General features: G+C 67.2%; 25 protein-coding genes and 1 pseudogene. 9 read left to right on the top strand and 17 right to left on the bottom strand.

Going from position 1 to position 24637, the window contains the following annotated elements:
- Positions 1-308: 308 nt before the first annotated feature.
- Positions 309-641, top strand: coding sequence for a hypothetical protein (locus tag QUV35_RS16270; RefSeq protein ID WP_300876436.1), 333 nt, complete (start codon positions 309-311; stop codon positions 639-641).
- Between the two features lie 15 nt (positions 642-656).
- Here the strand turns inward: QUV35_RS16270 and QUV35_RS16265 are convergent, their stop codons facing one another.
- Together QUV35_RS16265 and tadA are read right to left on the bottom strand one after the other, a co-directional pair.
- On the bottom strand, positions 657-1589 hold the full coding sequence (locus QUV35_RS16265; RefSeq protein ID WP_300876433.1) for an LD-carboxypeptidase: 933 nt from the start codon (positions 1587-1589) through the stop codon (positions 657-659).
- Between the two features lie 39 nt (positions 1590-1628).
- On the bottom strand, positions 1629-3020 hold the full coding sequence (gene tadA / locus QUV35_RS16260; RefSeq protein WP_300876430.1) for a tRNA adenosine(34) deaminase TadA: 1392 nt from the start codon (positions 3018-3020) through the stop codon (positions 1629-1631).
- Positions 3021-3103: 83 nt separating this feature from the next.
- Between tadA and opgC the strand changes: the two genes are divergently transcribed.
- Entirely contained in the window at positions 3104-4258 is a 1155-nt protein-coding gene (opgC, locus tag QUV35_RS16255; RefSeq protein WP_300876427.1) for an OpgC domain-containing protein, read from the top strand.
- Here the strand turns inward: opgC and QUV35_RS16250 are convergent.
- Together QUV35_RS16250 and QUV35_RS16245 are read right to left on the bottom strand one after the other, a co-directional pair.
- Positions 4238-4906 carry a GDSL-type esterase/lipase family protein gene (locus QUV35_RS16250; protein WP_300876425.1) on the bottom strand — a complete coding sequence of 223 codons (669 nt, stop codon included), beginning with the start codon at positions 4904-4906 and terminating at the stop codon, positions 4238-4240. The two genes, opgC and QUV35_RS16250, sit on opposite strands and share 21 nt — an antisense overlap.
- Positions 4903-5529, bottom strand: coding sequence for an FMN-binding negative transcriptional regulator (locus tag QUV35_RS16245; RefSeq protein ID WP_300876423.1), 627 nt, complete (start codon positions 5527-5529; stop codon positions 4903-4905). The genes QUV35_RS16250 and QUV35_RS16245 overlap by 4 nt, the downstream gene beginning before the upstream one ends.
- 125 nt (positions 5530-5654) lie before the next feature.
- Here QUV35_RS16245 and QUV35_RS16240 point away from each other — a divergent pair, with 125 nt between their 5' ends.
- Complete coding sequence (locus tag QUV35_RS16240; RefSeq protein WP_300876420.1) at positions 5655-6221, top strand: hypothetical protein; 567 nt, start codon at positions 5655-5657, stop codon at positions 6219-6221.
- An 81-nt stretch (positions 6222-6302) separates the two neighbouring features.
- The gene (locus tag QUV35_RS16235) at positions 6303-7232 is read left to right on the top strand and encodes a RibD family protein (protein ID WP_300876417.1); all 930 of its coding nucleotides are present in this window, start codon (positions 6303-6305) and stop codon (positions 7230-7232) included.
- A gap of 13 nt (positions 7233-7245) precedes the next feature.
- On the opposite strand, the gene QUV35_RS16230 is transcribed toward QUV35_RS16235, so the two are convergent.
- Genes QUV35_RS16230 through QUV35_RS16215 form a run of 4 tightly spaced genes read right to left on the bottom strand, consistent with a single transcriptional unit; the run spans position 7246 to position 10671 of the window.
- Positions 7246-8157 (bottom strand): class I SAM-dependent methyltransferase, encoded by a 912-nt coding sequence (locus tag QUV35_RS16230; protein WP_300876415.1) that lies wholly within the window; start codon positions 8155-8157, stop codon positions 7246-7248.
- Positions 8154-9215: a glycosyltransferase family 4 protein gene (locus QUV35_RS16225; RefSeq protein WP_300876412.1), complete on the bottom strand. Its 1062-nt coding sequence runs from the start codon at positions 9213-9215 to the stop codon at positions 8154-8156. The genes QUV35_RS16230 and QUV35_RS16225 overlap by 4 nt, the downstream gene beginning before the upstream one ends.
- A 5-nt stretch (positions 9216-9220) precedes the next feature.
- Positions 9221-9655 carry a 6-carboxytetrahydropterin synthase gene (locus tag QUV35_RS16220; protein WP_300876409.1) on the bottom strand — a complete coding sequence of 145 codons (435 nt, stop codon included), beginning with the start codon at positions 9653-9655 and terminating at the stop codon, positions 9221-9223.
- Positions 9656-9672: 17 nt separating this feature from the next.
- A complete protein-coding gene (locus QUV35_RS16215; protein WP_300876407.1) occupies positions 9673-10671 on the bottom strand; it encodes a zinc-binding alcohol dehydrogenase in 999 nt (332 codons plus the stop codon).
- Between the two features lie 200 nt (positions 10672-10871).
- Between QUV35_RS16215 and QUV35_RS16210 the strand changes: the two genes are divergently transcribed.
- The 3 genes from QUV35_RS16210 to QUV35_RS16200 are packed head-to-tail and all read left to right on the top strand — an operon-like array spanning position 10872 to position 13915.
- Positions 10872-11582 carry a CDP-alcohol phosphatidyltransferase family protein gene (locus QUV35_RS16210; protein WP_300876405.1) on the top strand — a complete coding sequence of 237 codons (711 nt, stop codon included), beginning with the start codon at positions 10872-10874 and terminating at the stop codon, positions 11580-11582.
- Positions 11583-11585: 3 nt separating this feature from the next.
- A complete protein-coding gene (locus QUV35_RS16205; protein WP_300876403.1) occupies positions 11586-12203 on the top strand; it encodes a YceI family protein in 618 nt (205 codons plus the stop codon).
- Between the two features lie 11 nt (positions 12204-12214).
- Positions 12215-13915, top strand: a complete 1701-nt coding sequence (locus QUV35_RS16200) for a sulfatase-like hydrolase/transferase (RefSeq protein ID WP_300876401.1) — start codon at positions 12215-12217, stop codon at positions 13913-13915.
- A gap of 2 nt (positions 13916-13917) precedes the next feature.
- Here the strand turns inward: QUV35_RS16200 and QUV35_RS16195 are convergent, their stop codons facing one another.
- The 5 genes and pseudogenes from QUV35_RS16195 to guaB all read right to left on the bottom strand — a co-directional run bounded on the left by QUV35_RS16195 (position 13918) and on the right by guaB (position 20322).
- Positions 13918-14703 carry an FkbM family methyltransferase gene (locus QUV35_RS16195; RefSeq protein WP_300876398.1) on the bottom strand — a complete coding sequence of 262 codons (786 nt, stop codon included), beginning with the start codon at positions 14701-14703 and terminating at the stop codon, positions 13918-13920.
- Positions 14704-14787: 84 nt separating this feature from the next.
- Positions 14788-15852 (bottom strand): acyltransferase, encoded by a 1065-nt coding sequence (locus QUV35_RS16190; protein ID WP_300876396.1) that lies wholly within the window; start codon positions 15850-15852, stop codon positions 14788-14790.
- A gap of 449 nt (positions 15853-16301) precedes the next feature.
- Positions 16302-16553 (bottom strand): annotated as a pseudogene (locus QUV35_RS16185) (integrase core domain-containing protein); the annotation flags it as partial.
- A 611-nt stretch (positions 16554-17164) separates the two neighbouring features.
- A complete protein-coding gene (guaA, locus tag QUV35_RS16180) occupies positions 17165-18781 on the bottom strand; it encodes a glutamine-hydrolyzing GMP synthase (RefSeq protein WP_300876393.1) in 1617 nt (538 codons plus the stop codon).
- A 71-nt stretch (positions 18782-18852) separates the two neighbouring features.
- Entirely contained in the window at positions 18853-20322 is a 1470-nt protein-coding gene (guaB, locus tag QUV35_RS16175; protein WP_300876390.1) for an IMP dehydrogenase, read from the bottom strand.
- 171 nt (positions 20323-20493) lie between these two features.
- Between guaB and QUV35_RS16170 the strand changes: the two genes are divergently transcribed.
- Positions 20494-21033 (top strand): DUF4124 domain-containing protein, encoded by a 540-nt coding sequence (locus QUV35_RS16170; RefSeq protein ID WP_300876388.1) that lies wholly within the window; start codon positions 20494-20496, stop codon positions 21031-21033.
- A gap of 25 nt (positions 21034-21058) precedes the next feature.
- Here QUV35_RS16170 and QUV35_RS16165 read toward each other — a convergent pair whose 3' ends face one another.
- A complete protein-coding gene (locus QUV35_RS16165; RefSeq protein WP_300876384.1) occupies positions 21059-21388 on the bottom strand; it encodes an RnfH family protein in 330 nt (109 codons plus the stop codon).
- 7 nt (positions 21389-21395) lie between these two features.
- Positions 21396-21842: a type II toxin-antitoxin system RatA family toxin gene (locus QUV35_RS16160; protein WP_300876381.1), complete on the bottom strand. Its 447-nt coding sequence runs from the start codon at positions 21840-21842 to the stop codon at positions 21396-21398.
- Between the two features lie 48 nt (positions 21843-21890).
- On the opposite strand from QUV35_RS16160, the gene smpB reads away from it, so the two are divergent.
- On the top strand, positions 21891-22385 hold the full coding sequence (smpB, locus tag QUV35_RS16155) for an SsrA-binding protein SmpB (RefSeq protein ID WP_300876378.1): 495 nt from the start codon (positions 21891-21893) through the stop codon (positions 22383-22385).
- 28 nt (positions 22386-22413) lie between these two features.
- Here smpB and QUV35_RS16150 read toward each other — a convergent pair whose 3' ends face one another.
- Positions 22414-23514, bottom strand: a complete 1101-nt coding sequence (locus tag QUV35_RS16150; protein ID WP_300876375.1) for an enoyl-CoA hydratase/isomerase family protein — start codon at positions 23512-23514, stop codon at positions 22414-22416.
- A gap of 23 nt (positions 23515-23537) precedes the next feature.
- Complete coding sequence (locus QUV35_RS16145; protein WP_300876372.1) at positions 23538-24557, bottom strand: DMT family transporter; 1020 nt, start codon at positions 24555-24557, stop codon at positions 23538-23540.
- Positions 24558-24637 lie beyond the last annotated feature (80 nt).

Genomic DNA, 24637 nt, shown 5'->3' with positions numbered 1-24637 from the left:
CTCAGCTCAAAGCTGCGTGACTCAGGCGACAACTACCTTGACGCGCGCCGGCCTGTCCAGTCCTGTTCGATGCGCCTGTCGCATCGGCGCCATTGCATTCGATGCCGGGTAATCATTCAAGATGATTCATTTCGTGGAAATGAATACAAAAGGTACCATTAACTTCAAGCATGGGATAAAAATATCTTCGTAAACCTTTGATTTGCTTGTTGTTTTCAGGCCCCCCAAACGACGTGCGGGATTGCACGAACACGGTGAGTGAACGTATCCTCCGGCCACATTCCTATAAAAGTCGTTGAGGTCACACCATGCGCTGGTTCAAGCCGAGTATTCGAAACAGCATTTCCGCACTGCTCAGCCCCGAGGTTCATCAGGACCCGGGCGAGGCGCTGGAGCCTGTTCGAAAAGCCATGCTTGACGTGCTCGGCGAAGACGGCGCGCAGATCAATCCCGATCTCACCCGCCGGCTGAAATACCTGCACGATCCCCATGCCCTGTGGTTTGCACGGGCGGAAATGGTGGCCGCCTTGAGCCAGATCCACGGCGAAGCGCTCGCCGTGCACCGCGTGCAGAGCCTCTCGCCGGTGTTTCAGGGACTGGTGCCGCGCAGCCTCATCGAAGCCAGCCGCAGCCGCCGCTGAGCGACCCGGGGCTGCTCAGCCCCAGTACACCAGGGCGTCGCGCCCTTCCACCATCAGGTCGACCTTACGCCCCACGGGCAGCAGCACCTTGGTCGGCACATGGCCGAACGGCAGGCCGGTGAACACCGGCGTTCGGGTCCTGGTGCGCAGCCAGTCGACCACCGTCTGCAGATTGAAGCCCCGGTCGTAACCGGGCACCAGCTTGAAACGGTTGAACGAACCCATCAGCACCGCCTTTTGACGACCCAGGATGCCTGCATCCAGCAACTGGGTGAGCTGGCGTTCGATCCGGTAGGGGTGTTCATGGGTGTCTTCCAGGAACAAGATGCCGCCGCTGATGGCGGGCAGCCAGGGCGTGCCGACCAGTGAACAGACGACGCTCAGGTTGCCGCCCCACAGCGTGGCCGAGCGCACGCGCAGTGCGGGCGGCGCATCGCCCTTGCCGGGCTTCATGGCCCGCAGATCGCCAACCGGCAGGCGCCACCCGGCGCCCTCGCCGTGCCCGACCACGAGGTCGTCGAAACACGCTTCCATGATGTCGTCGGGCGCCTCGGCCCCGAAGTCTTCCCCCAGCGCCGGGCCGGCCCAGCTGCATGCGCCGGTCTTCGCCAGCAAGGCCATTTGCAGCGCGGTGAAGTCGCTCAGGCCCACGAACTGCGTGCCGCCGTCGATGGCCTTGGCCAGCTTCTTGAAGGGCAGCTCGCCCAGGATGCGCGTGAGGCCGTAGCCGCCCCGCGAGATCAGCGCCACGTCGGCGCCACTGGCCGCAGCGCGCGCAATGGCGGCCAGCCGGGTGGCGTCGTCGCCTGCGAAGCGCATGTGGCTGGCCAGCGCCGTCTCGTCGATTTCCACGTCGTGTCCGAGCTGCCGGAGCCGGGCCGCACCACGGCGAAACGCGGCCTTGTCGCGCACCGCGCTGGAGGGAGAGTAAATGTAGATGTGGCTCATGGTGTGCGAGGTCGGCAAGGGGGGTCGTGATCGGATGGCTCAAGGGGTGAAATGGCGCACCGCCGCCTCGGCGACGGCCTCGCCGTGCTCCTGCACGAAATGGCCGGCCTGCGGCAGCAGCATCGGCTCGGGACAGCCGCGAATCGACGCATGCAGTTCGCGCATCACCGGTTCACCCAGCACCGGGTCCAGCTGGCCGATCGCCATCAGGCTCTGACCACGCCAGTCGCTGGACCAGAACGCCCGGGCCCGACGGCTGACGTCGGCACCGTCGTCGCCCCGGTGTTCGGGCACCAGCGCGGGAAAGGCGCGCAGGGCGGCGCGGTGGCCGCGGTCGGGAAACGGCGCGTTGTAGGCGGCGCACTCGGCCGCACTCAACTGGGGGTTGCCGCGCGCGAACAGACGCGCCACGTCGAATTCCGGGTTCTGCGCGCACATGGTGCGCCAGGCGAGGAAGCCCGGCGACAACGGTGTCTCACCGGTGGCCACCGTGGTGTTCATCACCAGCAGGCCGCGGTAGCGCCCGGGCGCCTCCATGGGCAGCGTGAGACCGAGCAGTCCGCCCCAGTCCTGCACCACCAGCACCACGTTGTTCAGGTCCAGCCGCTCGATGAATTCGAGCAGCACCTGGCGGTGCCAGGCGAAGGTGTGCGCAGCGTCTTTCTTGGGCTTGTCGCTGCGGCCAAAGCCGATCAGGTCGGGCGCCACGACACGACCGCCGCCGGCCAGCAACACCGGGATCATCTTGCGGTAGAGGTAGCTCCAGGCCGGGTTGCCGTGCAGGCAGAGCCAGGTGAGGCCAGGCTGCGCAGTTCCTTCAGCGGACGCTCCCTCGTCGAGGTAGTGCATGCGCCAGCCGTCCAGCGCCGGGAGATCGCTCAGGTAGCGGGGCTGCCAGGCGTAGCCCGGCAGGTCGGCGAAGCGCTCGTCCGGCGTGCGCAGCGCGTCTTCGCGCAGGGGATGTGGGTTCACGCGTCGCTCCTTGAAAAATCCGCGCAGCAGGTCGGCGGCGGCGCTCGCCAGCACACCGCCCTGCACCACGGTCTGGTGGTTGAGTTGGGCGAGCCCGAACAGGTCGAGCACCGAGCCGGCCGCGCCGGTCTTGGGGTCGGACGCACCGAACACCACCCGGGCCAGCCGGGCGTGCAGCATGGCGCCGCTGCACATCGCGCAGGGCTCCAGTGTCACGTACAGGGTGCAGCCGTCCAGCCGGTAGTTGCCCAATGCCTGCGCGGCGGCGCGCAGGGCTTTGATTTCGGCGTGAGCGGTTGGGTCGAATCCGTCGATCGGGGCGTTGCGCCCGGTGGCGATCACGCGTCCGTCCTTCACCACCACCGCCCCCACCGGGACTTCGCCTGCCCTGCCCGCGGCCCGGGCCTCGGCAAGCGCCAGTCGCATGAAGTCTTCGTCGGTGAGCGTGCATTCGGACATCCGCTCGAGTGTAGGACAGCGCCCCTGCACCGCGGCTGCGCCCGGGCCCTCTGGCATGATCGCGGGTTGTTCTGGTTTTCCCTATGTCCACGCCCCTCCTCCATCCCTCGACCCGACGCTGGGAGCTCGACGCCCTGCGGGGCTTGATGCTGGTGTTGATGACGCTCACCCACATGCCGACGATGTATTCGTTGCCATCGGGCCAGCCGTTCGGCTTCGTTTCAGCGGCCGAGGGTTTCGTGTTCCTGTCGGCCTTCATGGCCGGCCGCGTCTATGGTCAGCGCGCCCGCCGGGACGGTGTGGCGGCCATGCAGACCGCCTATCACGAGCGGGCGCTCAGGCTCTACCTGTGCCAGCTCGCGTTGCTGCTGCTGGCCTTCACGGTGATCGCGTGGCTGGGCGTGCACAACCGGCAAGGGGGCGTGACCGGCCTGCTGGAGTTCTTCTTCATCGATCCGCGTTCCGCCGTGGTCGGTGCGGCGCTGCTGCTGCACAACCCGCCGCTGCTGGACATCCTGCCGCTGTACATCGCCCTGATGCTGCTGAGCCCCTGGCTGCTGCGACACGCCCTGCACAGCGGCTGGTCGGCCGTGCTGGCGCTCAGCGCCCTGCTCTGGCTGGCCGAACAATGGGGCCTGGGCCTGACGCTGCACGGGCTGGCCGTGAGCATGACCGGGCTGCCGATTCCCTACAAGGACATGGGCGCCTTCCACTGGCTGGCCTGGCAGGCGCTGTGGATCGCAGGTCTGTGGCTGGGCGCGCGCCAGCAGCCACTGCCGCGCATGCCGCTGTGGGTGGTGGTGCCGGCCGCGGTGTACGCCGCGGGCATGCTGCTGTGGCGCCACATGGTCGGCCAGGATCCGATGCCGGGCGTGCCCGCGGTGGGCCTGCTGCTGGACAAGTGGTCGCTGGGGCCCCTGCGGGTGCTCAATTTCGCCAGCGTGTTCGTGCTGCTGGTGGCTTCGGGTCCCTGGCTCAAGCGCGTGCTGCCGCGTCCGCTGCCGCTGGAGTTGCTCGGGCGCCATGCGCTGTCGGTGTTTTGCGCCCACATCGTGATCGCCCTCTTCACCCTCGCCTTCTTCGGCTCGACCGAGGTGGTGCGTCCGTGGCGCACCGATGTGGCGCTGCTGGCGGGCGCCTTCGCCGGCCTGTTTGCGGTGGCGATGGCGGTGCAGGCGCATGAGCGACGGGGCCGTCGGCCAGCGCCCGTGTGGCGCTCAGGGCCGCAGGTGCGCTGAGACGATCTGGCGCCACAGCCCGTAGCCCTCGGCGCTCAGGTGCAGCTGGTCGCGCACGAACAGCTCGGGTCGCGGGCGGCCGTCGTTGTCGAGCATGGCGGCGTGCACGTCGATGTAGTCAAGGTGGTCGTGCTGCAGCACGTGGGTCTGGATCAGCAGGTTGGCTTCGCGCATGTCGGCCAGGTGGGCCAGCCGTGACGGGCTCGGTTTGATCGAGATGTAGGCCACGCGGGTGGCCGGCAAGGCCGCGCGCACCTGCTGCACGAACCGAACAAAATGCGCCAGCAGCTCGGCCGGCCGGGCGCCTTCGTTCACATCGTTTTCTCCGGCGTACAGCACCACCAGGCGCGGCTGGTAGGGCAGCACCAGACGGGGCACCAGGTCGGCACAGTCGGCCAGGCGCGAGCCGCCGAATCCCCGCTGGATCACCACCGGCTGATCGTCAAAGGCCGTCGCCAGGCCGTTCCAGAAACGGATCGACGAACTGCCCATGAACAACACCCCGCCGGGCGGCGGCATCTGCTGGCGATCGGCCGCCGCGAACGCATCGAGTTCGGGCTTCCAGCGCCGTTCGGCAGACGCAGCCGCCTGCGCCCACGCAGCCAGGGGCAGCAGCGACGACGCGAGCAGCCAGGTCCGTCGCCTCATGCGGGCGACCCGGTCAGACCGAGCCGGCGCATCCAGCCGGCCAGCGCGCGCTCGTTCTCGTTGCCCGCCTCGTAGGCCGCCAGCATGGCGGCGTGCGACTCCGGCCGGTGCTGGTTGAGCTTGACCTTGCACTGCAGTTCGCTCACCCGCAGTTCGAACGCATGGATGCCGCCCATCATCTTGTGCTGGTAGTCCTCGGGCAGCGAGCGCCACTGAGCGTCATAGGCCGGATCGTGGTCGTGGATCAGGTGCTTGATCAGGCGGTCCTTGTCCTGGAAGGCCTCGATGAAGCTCACCTGCACCCGCGCGTGCACCGCGAGATAGCTCCAGGTGGGCACCCGGGTGAGATCGGGATAGACCCGCGGCGTCATGTAGGCCTGCGGGCCCTGGAACACCACCAGGGCCGCGCTCTGCCGGCGCAGGTATCGGGCGTGCGGGTTCGGCCTGGCCACGTGGCCCAGCAGGGTCAGACCACCGTCTTCCTCCACCAGGTGCAGCGGCAGCGGCGTGACAAACGGAAACCCGTCGTCGTCGGTGGACACGAGGCTGGCGAACGGGTGGGCCCGCATCAGGTCGCGGGCAATGGCGGGATCCTGGGCGGCAAACTGTGGCGGCAGGTACATGCGGGACTCTCGCGGACGTTGCTTTGGGTGGGGCTGCCGCAGTGTATTCCCGCAGTCCGGATTCGGGCGCCGGTGGGATGATCCAGCCACGTCCTGTCACGCCGCGCCTTGCGAGCACCACCACCATGTCCTTTCTTCACCACCCCGCCTTCCAGAGCCTGGTGCTTCCCCTCGCGCTGGCGGTGCTGGCCTGCCTGTTGCTGCGCCTGGCCGGCCCGCGCTGGGCGAGCCTGGGGGCTGCCCTCGGCCTCGTCATCGCGCTGGCCATCTGGCCCGGTTTCGACTGGCCAGCCCGCTCGCGCGTGCAGATGCTGCCCTGGGTGACGCTGGTGGGCACCGTGCTGGCTGCCCTCGCCACGGAACTGCATGCGCCGGGCACGAGGGCCCTGGGGCGGGTGCGCGGGCGGGTGTCCACCCTGCTGCTGACGCTGGCCGCACTGGCGCTGGCCGCCTGGGCCGCTGTTGGCGGATCGCTGCTGCTGGCCCAGCTCGCTGCGATGCTGGGCTCGGTCGCCGGCGTGCTGGTGCTGGTGTCGTGGCGCAGTGCATCCATCACGCCGGCGGCGCTGCTGCCGCTGTGGCTGCACGGGATCGGCATCGCCCTGTGCCTGGCCGGCCTGCCTGCAGCGGCACCCGAAGGCGCGGGGGGCAGCGATGCCGACGACCCCTACTACGCACCCCGGTGGAAGTGAGCACCGGGGGGTCTGGTGGTGAAGTCGAGGGCTATTCCGGTTGATGCCACGGTGCCGCAGAGCCGATGCGATGATGCCGCGATGCCTTCGACCGTGACGCTCACCTCCTTGCCAGCGGCCAGCGACCCGGTGCTCGATGTGCCGCACGACTGGCCCGGCCTGTGGACGCAAATGCTGCGTGCCCGCGATGGCGGCCCTTGCTCGCTGCTGCAATCGAAGCCTGGCGAGGGCTGGGCGGTTCAAGGGCCGATGAGCGCGCGTGCCGCGGCCCTGTTCGAGCTGTACAAGCCCCTGCTCGATGCGCGCACCCGCCAGCGTGGGCCGGGCGGCCGCGCCTGGGTGGTGGCCCAGCTCGGCCAGAGCCTGGACGGCTTCGTGGCCACTGCCACCGGTGACTCCTATTACGTCAACGGGCCCCACTGTCTGCTGCACCTGCACCGCCTGCGCGCGCTGTGCGACGCGGTGCTGGTGGGCGCCGGCACGGTGGCCACGGACAACCCGCAACTCACGACCCGGCGCGTACCCGGCCCGCAGCCGGTGCGCGTGGTGCTGGATCCGGCGGCGCGACTCGATGGTCTCTCGCGCGTGTTCCGCGACGGGCAGGCGCCCACGCTGTGGTTGTGTGACAGCCGGCATGCGGCCCGGGCACGCGCCCGGCTGGGTCGCTCGCCGGGCCAGCGGACCTGCTCAGCCGAGGTGCTGGCCGTCGACGACCTGATCGCCGATGACACAGCGGCGGGCCACCACCCCCAGCGGGCGGTGGACGCACTCGCCAGTCGCGGGCTGCGGCTGCTGTTCGTGGAAGGCGGCGGCATCACCGTCTCGCGGTTTTTCACGGCGGGCGCACTCGACCGCCTGCATCTGGTGGTGGCGCCGGTGCTGATCGGCAACGGACGCCGGGGCCTGCAGGCACCGGCCCAGGCGGTGATGGCCGATTGCCCGCGCCCGCCAGCTCGCACGGTGGCCCTCGGCCCGGACATGCTCTGGGACCTGGACCTGCGCTCGGTGTGAGGCCGGGCGCCTGTCAGCCCGGCAGGGCCAGCAAATCCAGATGGCCCACGCGCAACCGGGCCTCGGCGGCCACCGCGAGCCGCCGCTGGCGCCAGGCGCGCACCGCCGGCGCCGACGCGGGTGACTGTTCGCCAGCCGCCGCCGCCATGCCGTCGATCAGTGCGCTCTGCAGCGCCAGTGGCTGTTCGCCGCCGCTGCCATCCACCCACCAGTCGCTGGCAGCGCGGAACACGCGGTAGCCGGCGGCGCCCAGCGCTGCCTGCAGCGCGTCGACCGCGGCGGGCCCGAGCGCCGGGCCCAGGCCCTTGTTGCGCCGCTGGTGGTCGGCGAACAGCCGGCCCACGGTGTCGTCCAGTTCGTCCTCGGGCGTCCAGATGTGCCGGCCATCCACGTTCAGGCTCATGAGCAAGGCCACGCCCGATGCCGCGCTGGCCCGCACCAGTCGGTGCAACCAGTCCAGCCCCACCAGATCGAGCAGGGCCGAGGCCGTCACCAGGTCGGCGGCGTGCCAGGGCAGCGACTCCAGCCCCGCCATCAGGTCCATCTGCTGGCGCACGATGGCCGCTTCGAACCCCGCTCCGGCCAGAGCCAGCGGGCGGTTCAGATCCGGCTCGCTGTCCATTTCCGCGGGCTCGCCAGGCAGGCCGCCTGCCGGTGCAAGGTGCTCGGGCCAGCGCTGCAACAGCTGCGCGTCGTGATCGACCACCAGCCACTGCTGCGAACCGCCCAGACGGGGCGCGAGCCAGCGCAGGTTGGCGCCGGTGCCGCAGGCCAGGTCGATCACGCGCCAGGGACCGGTCTCCGGCGGTCGCCATGCCGAGAGCCGCGACGTCAAGCGAAGCCCGGCGGCCGCTTCCTCGCGCGCCGCTGCGTCGAAGGGTTCGCGCAGCCGCAGCCAGTCCGCGCTGAAGGTGGCCGCGCTCATGCGACCTCCCCGAGCACGCCGGCGAAGCGCGCGGCCTGTTGCGGCCAGCTCGGCAGCTGCGAGGCGGCGGCTCGGGCACCGGCGCCCAGGCGTTCGCGCAGTGCGGCGTCGCTGAGCACGCGCTCCAGCGCGAGCTGCAACGGGGCGACCTCGCCGGCGGCCACCTGCAGACCCGCCTGGGCCGGCAACGTTTGCGCCAGTGCGCCGGCGTCGCTGGCCACCACCGGCAGCCCGTGTGCCAAGGCCTCGGTGATCACCATGCCGTAGCCCTCGTGCAGCGACGGCAGCACAAAAACGTCGGCCGCTGCGTAGTGCGCCTGCAGCGCAGCAGCATCGACCTCGCCGTGCCAGAACACCCGCTCGCCCAGGGGCGCCGCCAACCCGTGCAGGCGGGTGGCGGTGCCGGGATCGCGCCCGGCGCTGCCCACGTTGTGCAGCGTCCAGTTCAGGTGCATCAGCCCGGCAAGTGCCTGCAGCAGCAGCGCGTGGCCCTTGCGCGGTGTGAGGGTGGCCACGCACAGCAGGCGCAGCGCCACCGGGCCGGATGACGTGGCCGGTCGGTCGCGCGCCGGCACCGGGTCGGTGCCGGGCTCCACCACGGCAATCTGCCGTGGTGGTACTCCCATGGCCGCAACGTCAAGCGCGGTGCGGGGGCTGGTCACCACCACCTGCCGCGCATGCCGCAGCGCCTGCGTCTCGCGGGTGCGCAGGCGCTCCTGTGCTTGCGCGTCCAGGCCGGTTTCGAGGTGCAGCGGGTGGTGCACCAGCGCCACCCAGCGCAGGCGTGCGGCGTGCGGCGCCACCACATCGGCCAGGGCGCCGAACGCCAGTCCGTCGGCCACCACCAGCGTGCCGTCGGCCAGCTGTTCGATGAGGTCCGCGGCGGCAGCGAGGTCCGACGCGTCGGGTTGCGGCCAGGCGCCCGAGAGCACCAGAACCTCGACGCTCCAGCCGGCCTCGCGCAAGGCCAGCACCAGCCGGCGGTCGCAGGTGTACCCGCCGGTGGGGATGTTCCAGTCGCCCGGAATCAGGAAGCAGCAGGCGCGCGGGCCGGGCATGGCGCTCACGCGGTGGCAGGCACCGGCACGGCACCCTCGTACGAGGCCCAGGCCACGTGCGATTCGTTGAGGGTCACGCGAAGGTGCTGCACACCGGCGGAAGTCGCCGATGGCAAGGCGTTCACGCCGAGTGCACCCGCGGCCAGACGCGCTGCGACGCGGTCGAAGATCAAGCGGGCAAGGAATTCGGTGGTGGTGTTGCGGCCCTTGAACTCGGGCACCTCGTCGAGGTTGCGGAAGTTGAGTGCGGCGAGTTCTTCGCGCAGCACCTGCGTGGCCAGACCGATGTCGACCACGATGCCGTCGGCGTCGAGCACTGCGCGCCGCAGCTCCAGGTCCACCACGTAGGTGGCGCCGTGCATGCGCTGCGCGGGGCCGAACACCTCGCCTTGGAAGCTGTGGGCGATCATGAAATGGTCTCTGACGTTGACGGCGTACATGGGTTGTTCTCTTTTCTTCAGATGGGGTAATCGATGCGGTGGCAAAGCGTGTCGGTGGCACCCGCTGCCAGACGCTCCAGCACGGTCGGCAGTTCGTGAAACGGCGCGCTGTGCGTGATCAGGCGGTCCAGCACCGGGTCGGTGAGCAGGGACAGCGCGAGTTCAAGGCGGCGGCGGTGGCTCCAGCGCCCGCGCTGCGCGGTGGCCACATGGCCCACTTGCGAGCTTTTGAGCGTGAGGCGCTGCGAGTGGAAAGCCTCGCCCAGCGGCACGCTCACCGCGCGGCTGCCGTACCAGCTCAGTTCGAGCACGGTGGCTTCAAAGGCGGCGAGCCCGAGCGCCGTGGCCAGCCCCGCGCCTTGCCCACTGGTGTGAACCACCAGGTCGGCGTCGGTGCGTGCGTCGGCCGGCAAGGCAAAGCCGGCACCGAGCGCGCGCGCCAGGCCCTCGCGACCGGGTTCGGTATCGACCACCTGCACCTGGCAACCGGGCAACCGGGCCGCCAGCCAGGCCACCAGCAGGCCCAGCGTGCCGCCGCCCACCACCGCGATGCGGTCGCCCAGGCGCGGGCTGGCGTCCCACAGCGCATTGATCGCGGTCTCCAGGTTCGCGGCCAGCACGGCACGCGCCGGCGGCACACCCGCCGGCAGCGGCACCACCGCGTCGGCCGGCACCTGAAACACGGTCTGGTGCGGATACAGGCAGAACACCGTGCGCCCCAGCAGCTCGGCCGCACCCGCCTCGACCACGCCCACGTTCACGTAGCCGTATTTCACCGGGAAGGGAAAGTCGCCCTGCTGGAACGGCGCGCGCATGCGCTGGGCCTCGCTGGCCGGCACCTCGCCGCGCAGCACGAGCAGCTCGGTGCCCCGGCTCACGCCGGTGTGCAGGGTGCGCACGCGAACCTCTCCCGGGGCCAGCGGTGGCAGTGGCGCTTCGCGGATCTGGGCGAGTCCGGGTGCAACCGTCCAGCAGGCCTGGGCGGTGGTGTCTGAAGAGGGTGAAGGCGAGGCCATGAACAAAAAGGGATATGTCGTGTCCGAACGGAGGTGCGTGCCATGATCCCCCGAACCGCCCTGGAACCGCCGACAGGCGAGCCCATCTTATGTTGCAGCCGATGAAAACCGCAGGCAGCCCTCCGATAACGCCCCCGCCCCGACAGGACATCGCAAACCACCCGGGTCTGGCGCGAGATGCCGCGCGCGAACTGGCGGCCGTGGGCACCGTTGTGCTGCTCGCGGCATCCGCTCTGGCCTCGATCGGTGGACTCGGCGCCGACCACGTGCTCAAGGCCGCCGCCGTGTACGCCGCCGGTGCCTGGCTGGTGTGGCGGGCGCTGGTGGCGCCGGCCCGGCCCCACCCCCATGCCCGTTTCGGCCCGGCCAACCGGATCACGCTGGCCCGCCTGGGCGCCATGGCGCTGATGGCGGCCCTGGTGGGCGAGGCCGTGCCAAGCGCGCCGCTGGGCGACGTGTCGCTCGCTGCCTGGGCGCTGGTGGTTGCGGCCACGCTCACGGCGCTGCTCGATGCGGTGGACGGAGCACTGGCGCGGCGTAGTGGCCTGGCCAGTGCGTTCGGCGCGCGTTTCGACATGGAAACCGATGCCGCCTTCACCCTGGTCCTGTGTGCGCTCGTGCTGCAGGCCGGTCAGGCGGGTGCCTGGATCCTCGCCAGCGGGCTGATGCGCTACGCCTTTGTCGCAGCCGCCCTGGTCTGGCCCTGGCTGAACGGGCCCTTGCCACCCAGCAAGCGCCGCCAGACCGTGTGCGTGGTGCAGATCACCACCCTCATCGTCTGCCTGGGGCCGATCGTGCCGCCGCTGCTGGCCAGCGGCCTGGCCGCGACCAGCCTGGCCTTGTTGACCCTGTCCTTCGCCATCGACGTGCGAACCCTGGCGCGCCAGCGCCCCACCCCACCGGAGACCTGAACCATGCGTGCCAACACCTTGACCACCCTCACCCTGTGGGCCGCCCTGGCCGGCAGCGCGTCCCTGTTGATGACGGCGCCCGCCCAGGCCCAGGCGGCGCGTTACGAACTCGATCCCGACCACACCACGGTGGCCTTCCTCGTCGACCACATCGGCTACGCCAAGATCCTCGGCCTGTTCCGCTCGGTGCGCGGCAGCTACCGCTTCGACGAGGCCACGGCCACGCTGTCGGACGTGCGCATCGAGGTGGAGACCGCCAGCGTCTTCAGCAACCAGCGCAAGCGCGACGACCACCTCAAAGGGCCGGACTTTCTCAACAGCGGCGAGTTTCCCAGGATGGTGTTCACCGCCACCAGCGCCAAGCGCAGCGCCGAGCGCAACTTCGAGATCAGCGGCCAGCTCGAGCTGCTCGGCAAGTCGTTGCCGCTGACCCTGCAGGCCACCTGGAACAAGAGCGCCGAATCGCCGCTGGGTGGCCCGCTGCGCAAACCCTATGTGATGGGCGTGTCCGCACGCGGCAGCTTCAAGCGCAGCGCCTACGGCATGAACTACGCGGTGGCCAACGGTTGGGTGGGCGACGAGGTGCCGCTGATCATCGAATTCGAGGCCGTCCGGCAGTGAGGTCGGGGGCCGTGGCGCCTTCCGGGGCGCCGGTCTGGCTGCTGCGTTTTGTCATTGCCTTCGGCCTGCTCAACACGCTGCTGACGTTCGAGAACCGCTGGCCCGGTTTCGGCGTGGCCCACATGCCGCGCCTGTCGTTCGAGCTGTGCCTGCTGGTCGTGGCCCTGATGGCCTGGGTGGGCTGGCGAAACGGCTTGTCGCGCCGGGCCGCCACCGTCTGCACCGTGGGCTTCATGGCGCTGGTGCTGGCGCGGTACGCCAGCGTCACCGCACCGGCCGTGCTCGGGCGCCCGGTCAACCTCTACTGGGACGGCCGCCATGCCGGCGAACTGCTGAAGGTTGCGCTGGAATCGCTGCCGGGCTGGCAGGTGGCCGCCGGTGTCGCGACGTTGGTGCTGGGCGGTTTGCTGCTCGCAGCGCTGGTGCGACTGGCCATCGAGGCGCTTGCGCGCTGCCTGGCCTGGCCTGCCTGCCGGCCCTGGCTGCTCACAGGTACGGCGGCCTGCACGCTGAGCTTTGCTGCCCATGTGCCCGACCAGCGCGACACCCGCTGGTTCTTTTCGCTGCCGCTGGCGCCCACGCTGTGGCAGCAGGGCCGGCTGCTCGCCAGGGTGTGGCTGCCCGGGCAGGCCCGCGCCGCGCTGGGCCCAGGCCCGGCGTTCGACGGTGATCTCTCCGGCCTGGTGGGCGCGCAGGGGCCTGCCGACGTGCTGCTGGTGTTCGCCGAGTCCTTTGGTGCCATCAGCTTCGACGACCCCGCAATGGCCGCTGCGCTGGCCGCACCGCGCGCCGAGCTGGCCCGGGCGATCGAAGACAGCGGCCGCCTCGTGGTGTCGGCGCGCGTGACCGCACCCACCTTCGGCGGCTCGTCGTGGTTGTCCCACGCCGCCCTGCTCGCGGGCGTCGACACCGCCGATCCGGCCGATCACGACCTGCTGCTGACCAGCCAGCGGCCCACGCTGGTGCGGCATTTTGCGAACCACGGCTACCGCACTGTGGGCTGGATGCCCGGTCTCAAACGCCCCTGGCCCGAGGGCGCCTTCTACGGCTTCGACCGGCTCGCCGACGACGCGGGCATCGGTTACCAGGGGCCTGACTTCGGCTACTGGCGCATCCCCGACCAGGCCGCACTGGCCCTGCTGCAGTCGCAGGAACTTGACCGCAGCACTCCGCGCGAACCGCGTCTGGCCGTCTTTGCCACCACCAGCACGCACGCGCCGTTCCACCCGCTTGCCCCGTTCAGCACCGACTGGCAGGCCTTGACCGGCCCGGCGGCCTACGCGGCCGGCGTGGCTGCGACGCCCCCGGCCAGCGCGTCCCTGAACCCGCCCGTGGCGCTCTATCTGCAGGGCATGCACTACCAGCATGCGTGGATGGCCGACTACCTGCGACACCGGGCAGCCCGGCCGATGGTGATGATCATCGTCGGCGACCACCAGCCGCCGGCCCTGGTGAGTGGCCAGCGTGCCTCGTGGGACGTGCCGGTGCACGTGATCGCCGACGACCCGGCCTTGCTGCAGCGTCTGCTGGGCAGCGGGTTTGTGCCGGGCCTGGCGCTGCCGCCGACCGCGCTGGGCAACATGGCCGCCCTGACACCCGTGCTGTTGAACGCCTTCGACGCGCCAGGCGCCCAGGAGAGCCAGGGCTTCGAGCACGTTCAGCGGCCGGCAGACCCGGCCAGCTCAAACGATCGATCGCTGCCGGGTTCCTGAACTCAGCGGGCCAGCCAGGCGTGCACGTCGCCGGACGGACCATCGGGCGGCATGGCGCGCAGCCAGTCGCGCATGGCCTCGGCCGACTCGCCCTGCGGCTGCAGCAGGCTCAGGCGCTCACCCAGCGACACGGCATAGCGGTAACGGCCAACGCCGGCCAGCGCTTCCAGCCGGTCGATGCAGCCCAGGGCCACGTCGCGCACGGCAGGCAGGAACTCGAACGAGACCGCCGCCAGCGGCTGGCTCAGGCCCATGAGCACCTCCAGCTCGAAGCCTTCCACGTCGATCTTCACGAAGTCGGGCACGCCGTGCTGCGCGATCAGCGCGTCCAGCGTGGTCACCTCGACCAGCGGCCCCGCCTGCCACTGCACGCCGCGAAACGAGGGTGCCGCACCGCCGCGCCGCACGAAGTCGCTGGACAAGGTGGCCACCGTGGGCGTTCGCGGACTCGCCATCAGTTGCGCCTGTCCCGGCGCGCGGCCCAGCGCCTGCGGCAGCAGGCTCACCCGGTCGTCGCTGCCGAAACGGCGCTGCAACAGCCGCAGAAAATCGGCCTGCGGCTCCAGCGCAACCACCCGCGCGTCAAGCTGTCGAAACGCCGCCGTGCGGTTGCCGGCATGCGCACCCACATCAAACGCCAGCCCACCCGCCGGCACGAAACGACGATAAAACCGCCGCAGCTGCCTGCCCCGCCACGGAATGCCGCGGTACACCAGCAGCGAACGCAGCAGGCCGAGTCGACGGTCGATCTGCAGGCCCATCAGGAACGGGGCGATCGCCAGAGGCACTGATCCGGGTAGTCGACGGAAGTCCCGGGGACGGGGATGGTTGGCAGACCATTCATGGTTGTGCAAAGGCGATCCAGTTCCGGACTACACGGATCGCACACCTGATTGATTCAACTGCACGGAGTAACGTCGGGTTAGGTAACGGGTGAGTGGATTCTCCACATACCGATAAACCACCACGCCGACGACAATGCAAATCACCATCACTGCAACTGCAAATACAATGGCATTGAAGCCGTTGCTGTCGGTATCGAATAGACGAACCCATGCCACTCGACAAACTCCAAGGGTAAAAATGTGGCTGAGATAAATTGAATAGCTGGCATCACCCACTATTCTGAGAAGGTCATTTTTCCAGCGCAGAAAATCAACATTGAGCGACCCTGCAACGATCAATGTGGCACCAAGAATATGCAGGTATTTGGCAGCAGGATGCAGACTGTTGTAGGCAAGAAAAAACCAGCCTGAAAAAAATAAAAAAACTCCAACGACAGTGGAGAAGCCCTTTTGCTGGTTTGCCCAGATTTTTCCAAGTAAAACACCAGATGTAAACTCCAGCAGAAGTGGACTAGTGTAGGTGGACAACATAGCCGAATCGATCGGACTGAACGTTGCACCCAAAAACACAAGTCCCAACATCGGCGCGGCCACAGCGGGGAGAAGATAATTTTTTGGCAAGAACAATGCAAGCGCGAAAAGTGCGTAAAAGAACATCTCATAGTTCAATGTCCATCCAGGAACGAGCAGCGGGAAAATGCTGTCAGGGAAGGCCCGAGAATAATGAGGGATAAAGAAAAGACTCTGAAAAAATGTCGATGTCGTGACAGACAGTGTTTTGAAGAAGCCGGGAAATATCAGCCACAATAGGCACATCAGACATGTTAGAAGCCAATACAAGGGCGCGACGCGAATGATGCGGCGCATCATGAATTCGCCGGGAGTAATGACTGAACCAGCGGTGGTGATATACATAATGAAGCCGCTGATTACAAAAAATATATCAACGCCCAGGGAGCCAAATGAACCCGGCAGGAATGGTTCAAATGCCGGTATTTGAGACCCTGCATGATGATAAACGACCATCATGGCTGCAACCCCTCTCAGATACTGTATGGGGAGTAGTGTTGCTTGGCCAGATCTTACAATCATGATATCAATCCATTTGAATGTACAAGTTCAAATCAATCCCTGCCCAACCTCATTTCAAATCAAAAGTCCACAAATAATGGTCCGGCATCATCACTTGCAACCCCGAGGTGGCTATTGACATAGTCCTATTTGCCAAGATCTCGGACATGAATTCACGAAAATCCTTGATCGAGACGGGTCAGCCAAGTCCGTTCGCAGCCATGGCAACATTCGACTCCAATATCCTTTGGTGTTCCTGCACCACTCACAGCCAAGCTTACGCCGAATACTCTCAATTCCGTGAGTTCGCATGTCCTGACTCTGTATGCGATGCCGGCGGTTGCACCACCTACCCAAGCAGGTCACCCCCCGTTCCGGGATCAAATGTTCGGGTGCAAACCGTCTTCAGTACGGTCATCAAGCCTTCACTGTCACTTATGATTTAAAAGTGTGTGACATGCTCGGCTTTTTCAATCTATTCCTTCCCGGAAGGCAGCCCGGATGGTAATGGATTGATTATGCGACTTGAATTCATGTTGCGTAAGGGAATCCAAGCTGCTTCGGGGACGCACCGTGTTGCAGTGGCTCCGCCAAACTTCATTGACCGCGGCAGCCCCCTTTCAGGATCTGAACCACTCCAACGACAGCCGCTCGTCGCGCAACTCGCCGTTGAAGCTATTGTTGACCCCGTAGTGCCAAGGCTTGGCAGGATCGCTCAAGGCGGTCGCGATACTGTTGCCATTTGTCGGAACACCTCTTGCATCTGGTGCATTGTCGCAATGCACGACCAGCCGGGAGCGCAGCTCCATCTCACACATCTACGAATGGAGCCGACGACGTCGCCTATCAGGCACTCGCGCATGACTGCCGCAGACGTTTCTCGCGCCAGTGCTTGCCCTCCGGAAGAGCCCATCCCAGTTTGTGGACACCGCGCGGAGCTGGTGTGGCTGGGCGGTCCTGGCCTCGACCACGGCGTTCCGCCCGCCTCCGTCTCCGCGCGTCTGAGCTACTGCTTGGTGATTTCTCCTGTCCGGGGGTCAGCCGAGTGCACCTGAAAGAAGCTTTGGGCAAAATCCAAGCTCGATCTCAGCGAGCATGGCGTTTTCCTTGGCCGGTGGATTGGACACCCTTCGCGATCGAAAAGGACTCAGGAGACGTCCATGATGTCCTTGGTGAGTCGGCTCATCCTCATGGGATCCACGCAGGCTGGGAGCCATCTCCCTGGAAATTGCTGGTCCTAAAGGCTAGTCGGGTCGTGCGGACGCCTGCTGTTTGCTTTTTTGAAACTTGGTGGCAGCCCTTCAGGGCTTGAAGGAAGAAAGATGTAGCCGGCTCACTCCCACTCGATCGTGGCCGGCGGCTTGCTGCTCACGTCGTAGGTCACGCGGTTGATGCCGCGCACCTCGTTGATGATGCGGCTGCTGACCTTCTTGAGCAGGGCGTAGGGCAGTTCGGCCCAGTCGGCGGTCATGAAGTCGCTGGTCTGTACGGCGCGCAGGGCCACGACAAAGTCGTAGGTGCGGCCGTCGCCCATGACACCCACGCTCTTGACCGGCAGGAAGACAGTGAAGGCCTGGCTGGTCAGGTCGTACCAGCTCTTGCCGCTGGGGTGGTCGATGGTGGAGCGCAGTTCTTCGATGAAGATCGCGTCGGCCCGGCGCAGCAGGTCCGCGTATTCCTTCTTCACCTCGCCCAGGATGCGCACGCCCAGGCCCGGACCCGGGAACGGGTGGCGATAGACCATGTCGTGCGGCAGGCCGAGCGCCACGCCCAGTTCACGCACCTCGTCCTTGAACAGATCGCGCAGCGGCTCCAGCAATTTCAGGCCCAGCTGCTCCGGCAGGCCTCCCACGTTGTGGTGGCTCTTGATGGTCACGGCCTTCTTGCTTCTGGCACCACCCGATTCGATCACATCGGGATAAATAGTGCCTTGTGCCAACCACTTGGCGCCGTTTGTTGATGCACCACTTGAGATGAGTTTGGCGGCCTCGGCCTTGAAGACCTCGACGAATTCGCGCCCGATGATCTTGCGTTTGGCTTCCGGATCGCTCACGCCGGCCAGGTGGCCCAGAAACTGGTCGGCCGCATCCACCCGGATCACATTGGCGTGCAGCTTGCCGACAAACATGTCCATCACCATGTCGCCCTCGTTCAGGCGCAGCAGGCCGTGGTCGACAAACACGCAAGTGAGCTGCTCGCCAATCGCACGGTGGATCAGCGCGGCGGCCACCGACGAATCGACACCGCCCGACAGGCCAAGAATCACCTCTTCGTCACCCACCTGTTCGCGGATCTTCTGCACCGCTTCTTCGATGTGATCGCGCATCACCCAGTCGGCCCGGGTGGCGCAGATGTCGAGCACGAAGCGCTCGAGCATCGCGCGCCCTTGCACCGTGTGCGTGACCTCCGGGTGGAACTGCACACCGTAGAAGTGACGAGCCTCGTCGGCCATGCCGGCGATCGGGCAACTGTCGGTGCTGGCCATGAGCTTGAAGCCCGAGGGCATTTCGGTGACCTTGTCGCCGTGGCTCATCCAGACCTTGAGCATGCCGTGGCCGTCCGGCGTGTGGAAGTCGGCGATGTCCTTGAGCAGCGGCGTGTGACCGCGCGCGCGCACCTCGGCGTAACCGAACTCGCGCGAGTTCGAACCCTCCACCTTGCCGCCGAGCTGCTGCGCCATGGTCTGCATGCCATAACAGATGCCCAGCACCGGCACACCCAGCTCGTAGACCGCATCCGGCGCCTTGTCGTCCACCTCGTACACGCTGGCATGGCTGCCGGAGAGGATCACGCCCTTGAGCTGGCCGTCGGCGGCGAACTCGCGCACCCAGTCGCTGCTGACGTCGCAGGGATGAACCTCGCAGTACACATGGGCCTCGCGCACGCGGCGCGCAATCAGCTGGGTGACCTGGGAGCCGAAATCGAGGATGAGGATTTTCTGGTGCTGCATGGCGGTGTCGGGTTGGGCTGTTCAGAAAGCAAAAAGGCCGTCCATCGGGACGGCCGCCGGCGCCTGGGCGCTCAGTCTGCTCTGTAGTTGGGGGCTTCCTTGGTGATCTGCACGTCGTGCACATGGCTCTCGCGGATGCCGGCCGAGGTGATTTCGACGAACTCCGCCTTGTGGCGCATGTGCTCGATGCTCGGGCAGCCGCAGTAACCCATGGCCGCGCGCAGGCCACCGGCCATCTGGAAAATGATGGAGACGACCGAGCCCTTGTAGGGCACGCGGCCTTCGATGCCTTCGGGCACCAGCTTGTCGGCGTTGGGATTGCCGGTGCTCGACTCCTGGAAGTAGCGGTCGGCGCTGCCCTGCTGCATGGCCCCGATGGAGCCCATGCCGCGGTAGCCCTTGTAGCTGCGGCCCTGGTACAGAACGATCTCGCCAGGCGACTCCTCGGTGCCGGCGAACATGCCGCCCATCATCACGGTGTTGGCACCGGCGGCGATCGCCTTGGCGATGTCGCCGCTGTAGCGGATACCGCCGTCGGCAATCATCGGCACGCCCGTGCCCTGCAGCGCGGTGGCCACGCTGTCGATGGCCATGATCTGCGGCACACCCACGCCGGCCACGATGCGGGTGGTGCAGATCGAGCCCGGGCCGATGCCGACCTTGACCGCATCTGCACCCGCCTCGACCAGCGCCATGGCCGCACCGCCGGTGGCGATGTTGCCGCCGATCACGTCGATCTGCGGGTAGTTCTGCTTGACCCAGCGCACGCGATCGAGCACGCCCTTGCTGTGGCCATGCGCGGTGTCGACCACGATCGCGTCCACACCGGCCTTGACCAGGGCTTCCACGCGCTCTTCGGTGCCCTCGCCCACACCCACCGCCGCACCCACGCGCAGGCGACCCGAGGGATCGCGGGCGGCGTTGGGAAAGTTGAGCTGCTTGGTGATGTCCTTGACCGTGATCAGGCCCTTGAGCTCGAACCCGTCATTGACCAGCAGCAGGCGTTCGAGCTTGTGCTTGTTGAGCAGGGTCTTGGCCTCGGCCGGCGTGGTGCCATCGGGCATGGTGATCAGGCGCTCGCGCGGCGTCATGATCTCGCTCACCGGCAGGTCGTATCGGGTCTCGAAACGCAGGTCGCGTCCGGTGACGATGCCGACCACCCGGCCTGCCTCGACCACGGGAAAGCCGGAAATGCCCAGCTCTTCGGACAGCTTCATCACCTGCCTGATGGTGGTTTGCGGCGAGATCACCACCGGGTCGCGCAGCACCCCCGACTCGTAGCGCTTGACCTTGGCCACATGCGCCGCCTGTTCCTGCGGCGTGAGGTTCTTGTGGATGATGCCGATGCCGCCTTCCTGCGCGATGGCGATCGCCAGCCGGGCTTCGGTGACCGTGTCCATGGCGGCTGACACCAGGGGCAGGTTCAGCTGGATGTTGCGGGAGAACTGGGTGGCAAGAGAGGTGTCCTTGGGCAGGACCTGGGAGTACGCTGGCACCAGCAACACGTCGTCGAAGGTGAGCGCTTTGCCGAGTAGGCGCATGAGGAAAGCTCCAAAAGCGTCGATTGTAGCCGCCCACCCTGCGGGCAAACCCGCGCGCGGCCACCCCGGGCCGCGACCGCTCAGTGCGGAAAAACCACCGCTGCCCCTGCTGGTGCGTGCCCGAGGCCGAAGGAGTGCTGCCGTGCCAGGTCTCGCGGATAAACTGGCGCCATGGCACAAGCTCCCACACCCCAATCGTCCTGGCGCAATCCCTTTCTGCTGGGTTTGCTGCTCGTCTGCAGCTCCGCGGCTCTGGCCCAGTGGCAATGGATCGACGGCACCGGGCGCAAGGTGTTCAGCGACACCCCACCGCCGGCCAACATCCCCGACAAGAACATCCTCAAGCAGCCAGGTGCCTTGACGGTGGCGCCTCCACCGGCAGCCGTGGAAGCAGCCACGGGGGCTGTTGCCGGCGCCACGCCCGCCGCGCCCCGGATTCCGGCCCGCGACCCCGAGCTGGAAGCGAAAAAGAAGCAGGCCGAACAGGCCGAGGAAGCGAAAAAGAAGGCCGAACTCGAGCGCGTGGCCAAGGTGCGTGCCGAGAGCTGTGAGCGCGCACGCAAGGCCAAGATCACGATGGAGTCCGGTGTGCGCCTGGCAACCACCAACGCCAAGGGAGAGCGCGTGATCATGGACGACCAGGCCAAGGCCGCGGAATCGCAGCGCATGGACAGCATCATCCGCAGCGATTGCGGCCCCATGCCCAAATAGCCGTCAGGCGGTCTGCCTCAGCGGTTCAGTAGCCGGCCTTGGAGCCGGCTTTTCTTCGGGCGAACAGCCCGGTTCCCCGCGCACCCTGTCCAACGAATCGCTCGCGGCGGGCCACCTTGGGGTCCACGCGCAGGGCCCGGTAGACCTCCAGGCGATCACCCTCGCGCAGCACGTGGCCCGGGCCGACCCGCCGGCCCCAGACACCCAGCGTGAGGGCCGGCGTGCCAAGTTCGGGGAAGCTGTCGAACCAGCCGGCTTGCCCGAGTGCCTGCTGAGCGGTGCAGCCCGGCGGTACCTCGATGGCGACCTCGGTCACCTGGCGCGGCGCCGGCGAATGAACCAGGGTGATGTGCATGGCGGGTTCAGTCCGCGCCGTAGACCTGATCGGCGCGTTTGACGAAGGCGTCGACCAGGTTGCCGGCGATCTTGTCGAACACCGGGCCCACGAGCGCTGCCAGCGTGGAACTGGAGAAGCCGTAGCTCAGGGTGAATTCGACCTTGCAGGCGCGCTGGGTGCCGTCACCCAGAGGCGTGAACGCCCAGACGCCGTCGAGCCGGGAGAACGGCCCATCGACCAGTTCCATGAGCACCCTGCGGTCGGTTTCGTGGGTGTTGCGTGTGGTGAAACTCTGGCGCAGGCCGCTGATGGCCATGCCCACACGCGCCACCATGCCGTCCTCGACCTGCTCCAGCACTTCGCCGTGATCGCACCAGGGCAGAAACTGCGGATAGTGTTCGATGTTGGTCACCAGCGCGAACATTTCGGGAGCGCTGTGCCACAGCAGGACTGACTTGTGAATCGTTTTCATACAATCAACTGCATTGTATTGGCCTGAAACGGCCGCACCTCGCGCGCCATGGCCACCAAAAACAGCAAAGCAACTCCCACCAAAGGCCTCGACAGCCGCATCGCCGACAACAAGAAGGCGTTTTTCAACTACGCCATCGAGGAACGCTTTGAAGCCGGCATGGTGCTCGAAGGCTGGGAGGTGAAGGCCCTGCGCGAAGGCAAGGTGCAGCTCACCGACGGGTATGTGGTCATCCGCAGCGGCGAATTGTTCCTCATCGGCTGTCAGATCAATGCGCTGCACACGGCCTCCACGCACATCAGCCCCGATGCGGTGCGCACCAAAAAACTGCTGCTGCACAAGGACGAGATCCGCCGCCTCATCGGCAAGGTGGAGCAAAAGGGCTACACCCTGGTTCCGCTCAACCTGCACTGGAAAAACGGCAAGGTGAAGTGCGAGCTGGCGCTGGCCAAGGGCAAGGCCGAGCACGACAAGCGCGACACCATCAAGGACCGCGAAGGCAAACGCGAGGTCGAGCGGGTGATGAAGACGCGCCACCGCTGAGCGCTCGCGCGCCAGCCCCCGCGCCGCATCAGCCCAGGTGTTTCAGCGGATGGTCTTGCGCCGGCCACGGACTGGTGAAGAACTCGGCCACCTGCCCTCTTCCCACCTCTTCGATGCGCTGCGGGTTCCAGCGCGGCTGATGGTCCTTGTCCACCGCCAGCGCGCGGATGCCCTCCACCGTCTCGCTGGCCGCGCCCGGGCGCAGGTGGAAACATCGGTGAACCAGGCCGCGCTCCATGCGCAGGTTGTCGGCGAGACCCAGGGCACGGGCGCGGCGCACCTGTTCGAGCACCACATGAAGCATCAGCGGTGAGCGGTGGCGCAGCGTGGCGGCGGTGGCCTTGGCCCAGTCGCTGTCGTCCGACTCCAGCGTGGACATGATGGCGTGCATGTCGGGCAGGCCGAACACCCGATCGATGGTCCTGGCTGGCCAGCTGCCCGGGGCCACCGTGGTGCTGAGGTGACTGGCGCACCAGCGCTCCACCGCGGCGCCGTTCTCGAACGGCGTTTGCGCCAGCGAGTTCCACAGGCCCGCGAGGCGGCCCGATTCGATGAAACCGTCGGCCAGGCCCGCGGCCATGGCATCCCGTGCGCCGAGCACCTGGCCGGTGAGCGCGAGGTACTCGCCCAGGCGACCCGGGCACCGGCTCAGAAAGTAGCCACCGCCCACGTCGGGAAAGAGTCCGATGTGGGTTTCCGGCATGGCCAGCTTGCTGCGCTCGGTGACGATGCGCAGGCTCGCGCCCTGGCTGATGCCCATGCCGCCGCCCATGACGATGCCGTCCATGAAGGCGATGTAGGGCTTGGGGTAGGTGTGGATCAGGTGGTTGAGCGCGTACTCTTCGGTGAAGAAGTCCTCCAGCGATGGGTCGCCTGCGAGGGCGGCCTGGTGGAAGAAACGGATGTCACCACCGGCGCAGAAGCTGCCGAACGGGCCCTCCTTGTTGACGCCGCGGATCGCCACCGCCTGCACCTGATCGCTGTCGCGCCAGGACACGAGCGCCTGGGTGATGCTGCGGATCATGTCCAGCGACAGGGCGTTCAGCGCCTTCGGGCGGTTGAGGGTGATGCAGCCGACGCGTCCGAGGACTTCGGCGATGACGTGGGATTCGGAGGTGGAGGCGTTCATCGGGGTTCTTCCGCAGGAATCGTTCATCGGGGTTGCTGGTCGACGGTCTGGATGCGCGGGGACCCCGTGCGCGAGCGCCAGCCCAGCAGTTCGTTGATCACCAGGGCGCCGATCACGAGGCTGCCGCCCCGCAGCACCTCGTCGCCCGGCACTTCGTTGGCCCAGACCCAGGCCAGCAGGATGCCGAAGATCACCTCCAGCAAGGCCAGCAGCGACACTTCGGGTGCCTTGAGCACACGTGCGCACACCACCGACAGCGCGCAGGGGATGGCCAGCTGCACGAGGCCGAGCAGCGCCAGCCAGGCCACGTCGCCAGCGGTGGCGGCGAATGGCAACGCCAGCGGCAGTGTCAGCAGCGAGGAGATCACCGCGCCGAGAAGCACCGAGGGCACGAGGTCGATCTTTTCGCCCTGGCTCTGGCTGCGCTGGACCACCGTCCAGTTGATGGCACCTGCGATCGGCACACACAGGGCGGTGAGCGAGCCCAACACCAGTCCGCCGGTGTCGATCTCGGGACGGGCCAGCGCCGCCACGAACTGGCTGCCATACATGTAGGCGATGCCGGCACCGGCGGCCAGGATGGCCAGCCAGGTGCGCGCAGCCAGCTGCTGCCCGATGAAGATGCGCGCCACCAGCGCGGTGAAGAGCGGCCCCACCGACATGATCACCAGCACGTTGGCCACGCTGGTGAAGCTCAGGGCCAGCATGAAGGCGGTGAACATCACCGACCAGCACACGCCCGAGATCCAGAACGCCGACGATTCGGGAATCAGGCCCCAGTGGCGCTTGAGCCAGCGCCGCAGCGAAGGCTGCGCCGTCGGCTCCACCAGGTGGCCCTGGCGGCGGTCGGCCTGACGCCACAGCGGCAGGATGACCAGCAGCGACAGCGCCGTGAAAGCGCTGCGCCAGAATGTGATCTCGAAACGCGCTGCCGATTCCAGCTGGCGCGACACCACCCCTGCGATCGACCACATGAGCGTGACCGCCAGCATGAGGAACACCGCCTGGGTATGGGTCAGGCGGTTGAGTGCGCGCAAGGGCATGGTGGTCTTTTGCCGTTGTTCGGATGAACTCACCCCGTTCGGGCTGAGCCTGTCGAAGCCCCCTGGATGCGTTCGTCCCG

Source organism: Hydrogenophaga sp. (assembly GCF_030373225.1).
GTDB lineage: Bacteria > Pseudomonadota > Gammaproteobacteria > Burkholderiales > Burkholderiaceae_C > Hydrogenophaga.
Note: the sequence above shows the minus strand (reverse complement) of the source record. Positions and strands in the feature narration are given on the sequence as shown.